This window comes from Variovorax sp. P1_H12_2 (genome assembly GCF_056405335.1).
In genome coordinates this window covers 1-5,498 of the sequence record NZ_JBFUCI010000415.1, presented here as the reverse complement: position 1 = coordinate 5,498, position 5,498 = coordinate 1, and the positions used below count along the sequence as shown (strand labels likewise).

6 protein-coding genes are annotated in these 5,498 nt (G+C 65.6%); 2 read left to right on the top strand and 4 right to left on the bottom strand.

Annotation, left to right across the window (positions count from 1 at the left end; genetic code table 11):
* On the bottom strand, window positions 1-998 hold a 998-nt coding region (locus AC1D2K_RS28780; protein ID WP_478093075.1), incomplete at its 3' end, for an MFS transporter.
* 184 nt (window positions 999-1,182) lie between these two features.
* Here AC1D2K_RS28780 and msrB point away from each other — a divergent pair.
* Window positions 1,183-1,692: a peptide-methionine (R)-S-oxide reductase MsrB gene (gene msrB / locus AC1D2K_RS28775; RefSeq protein WP_478093073.1), complete on the top strand. Its 510-nt coding sequence runs from the start codon at window positions 1,183-1,185 to the stop codon at window positions 1,690-1,692.
* A gap of 9 nt (window positions 1,693-1,701) precedes the next feature.
* Here the strand turns inward: msrB and AC1D2K_RS28770 are convergent, their stop codons facing one another.
* On the bottom strand, window positions 1,702-2,088 hold the full coding sequence (locus AC1D2K_RS28770; RefSeq protein ID WP_478093071.1) for a hypothetical protein: 387 nt from the start codon (window positions 2,086-2,088) through the stop codon (window positions 1,702-1,704).
* On the bottom strand, window positions 2,085-3,281 hold the full coding sequence (locus AC1D2K_RS28765) for an aryl-sulfate sulfotransferase (RefSeq protein ID WP_478093070.1): 1,197 nt from the start codon (window positions 3,279-3,281) through the stop codon (window positions 2,085-2,087). The genes AC1D2K_RS28770 and AC1D2K_RS28765 overlap by 4 nt, the downstream gene beginning before the upstream one ends.
* 165 nt (window positions 3,282-3,446) lie before the next feature.
* Between AC1D2K_RS28765 and dusA the strand changes: the two genes are divergently transcribed.
* The gene (dusA, locus tag AC1D2K_RS28760; RefSeq protein WP_478093069.1) at window positions 3,447-4,433 is read left to right on the top strand and encodes a tRNA dihydrouridine(20/20a) synthase DusA; all 987 of its coding nucleotides are present in this window, start codon (window positions 3,447-3,449) and stop codon (window positions 4,431-4,433) included.
* 238 nt (window positions 4,434-4,671) lie between these two features.
* On the opposite strand, the gene AC1D2K_RS28755 is transcribed toward dusA, so the two are convergent.
* Entirely contained in the window at window positions 4,672-5,319 is a 648-nt protein-coding gene (locus AC1D2K_RS28755) for a GntR family transcriptional regulator (RefSeq protein WP_478093066.1), read from the bottom strand.
* Between the last annotated feature and the right edge of the window lie 179 nt (window positions 5,320-5,498).

Here is a 5,498-nt window from a genome sequence, read left to right as displayed (position 1 = left end):
GCGTTGGCGTGCTGCACGATCAGCGTCTGCAGCAGCGGCACCGGGGCAAACGAGAGCGTGGTCCACAGCAACATCAGCAGCACCGTGGGTGCCTTCATCGGCAGCGCGAAATGCAGCAGCGCCAACACCGTCGCGTTGAGTCCCAGCACCAGCAGCATCGATGGCACCAGTCGGTGGTCACCGAGGCGCCCGCCGACCGTGCTGCCGATCGTCAGGCCCACGCCGAGCAGCAGCAGGATCGGCGCCACCGCCGCGTTCGAGAAGCCGCTGACCTGCGTCAGCAGGGGCGCGATGAAGGTGAAGACGCAGAACAGGCTGGCCGAGGTCAGCGCGCTGGTGGCGAGCGCCAGCAGGACGCGGCGGTCGGCCAGCACGGTGAACTCGCGCAAAATGCTGCCCTTCTGCATCTCGATCTGCCGTGGCAGCAGGGCGACCAGCGCAGCCACCGCGCCCAGTGCGATCACCACGATCGCCGCGAAGGTCATGCGCCACCCGAAGTGCTCGCCGATGATGCGGCCCATCGGCACGCCCAGCACGTTGGCCAGCGTGAGGCCCGTGAACATCAGGGCGATCGCCTGCGAGCGCCGGTGGGGCGGCACCAGCCCGGCGGCCACCACGGAACCGATGCCGAAGAAGGTGCCGTGGGCGAGCGCGGTGATCACGCGCGCGGCCATGAGCAGGCCGTAGTCCGGCGCCAACGCGCACAGCAGGTTGCCCAGCACGAACAGCGAGGCCAGCGCGATCAACGTGGCCTTGCGCGGCAGCCGCGCGGTGGCCACCGCGAACACGGGTGCGCCGACCACCACCCCCATTGCATAGCCTGTGACCAGCAGGCCGGCTTGCGACAGCGTGACGCCGAGGTCGAGCGCCATGTCCGGCAAGAGGCCCATGACCACGAATTCGCTGGTGCCGATCGCGAAGGCGGCGGCGGCGAGTGCGAGCAGGGCCACGGGCATGCGTGACGAAGCGGTGGACAGGGGGGCAGTCGAGGGCGTCATGTCGAAAAATAGGGTTAACCCTAATTATCTTGAAGAATGCCCTCAGGTGGCCGGCACAAGGGGATTCCGACAACGCGAATGCTTGCCGACCAGGCCCGACACGCCGAGATGTAACCCAGGCCGCGCATGGCTCGAACTACGAGCAGCGGGGCAGCCACCGCCGCGCCAACGTTGAAAGTTCGCCATGACTCTGAAAGCTCGCCGTGAAGTTCTCGTTGCCGGGACATCGACCTTGGGGCTGGCGATTGCCAGTGCCTTCGGATGGGGAGTGCGGCTGGCGCAAGCGGCCGAACCCGCGAAATTCGAGGTGACGCACACCGACGCGGAATGGCGCCAGCGCCTCACTGCCGATCAATATGCGGTGCTGCGACACGAGGGCACCGAGCGACCTTATTCGAGTCCGCTCAACGATGAGCACCGGGAAGGCCGCTTCGCCTGCGCCGGCTGTGCCCTCGAGGTCTTCTCGTCCAGGACCAAGTTCGACAGCAAGACCGGCTGGCCCAGCTTCTGGCAGCCGCTGCCCGACGCGGTCGGGCAAACCGAGGACAGATCGCTCGGCATGACGCGCACGGCAGTGCATTGCCGGCGCTGCGGAGGACATCTTGGCCACGTCTTCGACGACGGGCCGAAGCCCACCGGGCTTCGCTACTGCATGAATGGCGTGGCCTTGAAGTTCAACCCGGGCGCTGCCTGACCCGCTGCTCTATTTGTCGAAGCGCATCGCTTCGAACGGAATCGGTTGTGCGTTCCAGCTCGTGTTGCATCCCGAGCTCGCATACTCGAAGTCGAACGCCACGTTCTGACTTTCATCCAGCCCGACCAGGCGTGCGTGCGTGGCGTTGTCGGCGACCGCATAGCTGATCAGCATGGACGCGCCCACCGGAGCCTGGTAGGCGCTGGAGCAGACACTGGAGTAGATGCGCTGTCCGTAGTCGAAGCGCCGAGCTTCGACCGCGATCCGGTCGGCGCCATCGATCGCATAGGCCGACACGGCGCTGTAGCTGCGGGTCTCGCCGGCCGGCGCTCCGGTGGGTTGATTGACCGAACCCAGCCCATCGTTGAACACCTGCAGCAATCCGTCGTGCGTCATCGACACAGAGTGCTGCCCGATCGGATACAGACCTCCGTCCCCCAGAGTGAGCTCTGGGCTGCAAGGGACTGAAAACTGTGCCAGTACTTCGTCGGATCGCCAAGAATCCAGACCAGGTCGCCGCTGGCGTAGTCGATCTTCACGACAAAGTTCTCGCGGCTGGAGACGATCAGCGTGTCGTCGCTTGGATCGTAGGTCGCGGCGTTCATGTGAAACCAGTCGACGCCCGGTCGCACGAACAAGGCCGGGTCATCGCCGTGGCTTCGCATGAAGCGCGACAGGGTGTCCGCCAGATCCCACTGCTTCAACACCGTTCCGGCGTCCGGGTCGATCTCGGCCAGCGTGCTTTCGACGGCGGCCACGCCGTTGGCCTGGGCATCCATCTCGGCGAGCAGGCCGACCTTGCCGGGATCGATGTTGTGGTGAAAGTTGGTGAGGGCCGTTGCGCTCAGGAACGCCTCGTTCGCAGTGCCGTCGAGTTCAAGACGCAGCAGCCGAAGTGACTTGCCGTCGCCGACGACGAACCGATTGTCATGGAACAGCGATGTGAGCGAGCCTGTCTTCGCAGGCACCACCCAGCGCAACTGGCCGTCGGTGTCGACGACCACCGGGCTGCCCAATGCGGACTTCATGTAGAAGTAGTCGAAGGACAGCGAGTCGCCCGCCGTGCGCGGTTTCAGGATGTTCGGCCGGTCATAGATGCCGTTCGGATCGGAGTAGGCGGCGGTGTCGATCTCGACGCGCAGGTCTTGCTGCGATCCGCTCGGGCGTTGAAGATCGATGTGGACGATGTTGGCGTAGTTCGCATAGAGGCCGAAGACCGGAACCGAGACCGTTGCGCCGTCGGCGGAGGCATAGCCGCGGCGCTCCAGGTAGCTCATCGCATAGCTGACGTCGACCGGGCGCGCGACGCTGCCCGGCTTGGACTCGATGCGGTAGTGCACCAGGGCCAGTTGGTCGGCAATGGGCCGGTTCAGTTTCAGGTCCACGAAGGCGATGAAGGGTGAGACACCGTTGCGCACCGCGGCGACGGTGGAAGTCGGCGCCTCGGCGAGGGCGACTGCGCTGATCGCCCCGGTGTTGTTACTGCCGCCTCCACCTCCTCCCCCGCAGCCCGAAAGCGCCAGCGCCATGGCGGCGAAGGGGAGCAGGTTGGGGCGCGACACGGACATCCAGCGTGCAGGAAAGGACACGGCGCACCCCCGGTTCTTGTTGGTCGGCGACAGGGACGCCCGATGATGCGCCGATCCACATGCGGGTTCAAGCTGGACTGGCGCGGCGTGCCGCTACCCGCAGCGTGTCGTCGGTAGCTGAGAAAATGAGGCCATGCGTCCGATCGGAAAGAGTAAAAAATCGTTATGAATCAAGAGCTTAGACATTCGGTCATCAGCGTGGCTCCGATGATGGACTGGACCGATCGCCACTGCCGCTTCCTTCATCGCCTGCTCACACGCCATGCGCTGCTCTACACCGAGATGGTGACCACCGGCGCGCTGATCCATGGCGACGTGCCGCGCCACCTGCGTTTCAACGCCGAGGAGCATCCGGTGGCGCTGCAGCTCGGCGGCAGCGAACCCGCCGATCTCGCGCATTGCGCCAAGCTGGGCGAGGAATGGGGTTACGACGAGATCAACATCAACTGCGGCTGCCCCAGCGAGCGGGTGCAGCGCGGCGCCTTCGGTGCCTGCCTGATGAACGAGCCGCAGCTGGTGGCCGATTGCGTGAAGGCGATGGTCGACGTGGTCGACGTGCCGGTCACGGTCAAGCACCGCATCGGCATCGACAAGATCGAGAGCTACGACTTCGTGCGCGATTTCGTCGGCAAGGTCAGCGAGGCGGGCTGCGAGACCTTCATCGTGCATGCCCGCAACGCCTGGCTCAAGGGCCTGTCGCCCAAGCAGAACCGCGAGGTGCCGCCGCTGCGCTACGAGCTGGTGCATCGGCTCAAGCATGATTTCCCCGCGCTCGCGTTCTCGATCAACGGCGGTTTCGCCGACAACGCGCAGATGCAGGCACACCTGCGCCTGCTCGACGGCGTCATGATCGGCCGCGAGGCCTATCACAACCCCTGGTGGCTGGCCGAGTGGGATGCGGTGTTCTACGGCGAGCCGCCGTCGACGCTGACGCGGGAGGAGGTCGAGCGCCAGATGTGCGACTACATGGCCCGCGAAGCAGCCGAGCACGGCACCCCGTGGTCCAACATCGCCCGCCACATGCTGGGCCTGCGCAACGGCCTCCCCGGCGCCCGCCGCTGGCGCCAGGTGTGGAGCGACCACAAGCTCAAGACCCGCGCGCCGCACGAGGTCATGGCCCTGGCGCACGAGACGGTTGACCAGCCGGCCTGATCAAAAAAACCCGAATTTCCCCCGGCCGGCGAAGCCAGGCCCCTTCGTGAAACACCGCGGATCTGGCTTTGCCAGTCCGCCGGTGTTGCCCCCGGAAGGGGGTGGGCGGGCTACACGAAGTGAGCCCAACCTGGGGGTGAGCAACATTTCCACCGCGGATCTGGCTTTGCCAGTCCGCTGGTGTTGCCCCCGGAAGGGGGTGGGCGGCTACACGAAGTGAGCCAACCTGGGGGCGAGCCTAGTTCGCCGCCTCGAGCCCATTGCGGAAATGCTGCTGCATCCGTGCCACCGTGCCCCCGGCATCGCGCGCCTTGATTGCCGCCATGATCGCCCGGTGCTCCTTCAGCGATTCGTCGATGCGGCCCGCCTTCAGCAGCGAGTTGTGCCGATTCAGCTTCATCACCTTGCGCAGGTCGGCCACCATCTGGTCGCGCCAGCGGTTGTTCGCGATGGCCAGCAGCCGCATGTGGAAGCGCTCGTTGATCGCGAAGAAGTGCTGTCGGTCCACGTGCCCCGGCTTCGCGGCGGCCTCGAGCTCCGCATGCAGGCGCTCGAGTTCGGTGATCTCGGCGTCCGTGGCCTGCGTCGCGACCACGCCGGCGGCGTCGCTCTCGAGCAGGCTCAGCAGATGGTAGACGTCCGCCAGATCCTTCTCCGACACTTCCGTCACGTAGGCGCCGCGCCGCACCTTCATCGTCACCAGCCCTTCGGCCGCCAGCACCTTCAGCGCCTCCCGCAGCGGTGTGCGGCTGATGCCGTATTCCTCGGCCAGCTTGAGCTCGTCGATCCAGCCGCCGGGTTCGAGTTCGCGGCTGAAGATGCGCTGGCGCAGAAGTTCCGCCACTTCTTCGTAAAGCGCGCGCGGGGTGAGGGTGAGGGCGGACATGGCTGCAATGTACCGCAAGTTGGTTCTTTGAATTAATAATTACAGATGCGTTAGACTCGGTGGCGTTGTCTGGCGGCAGCGCAGACACTCGACCCACTTCGCACCCACCTCCAAAGCGGCGCCCATGAGCAAAACCGAATTCAACTTTTCGAGCGCAAGTCTCGAGGCCTGGACCAAGG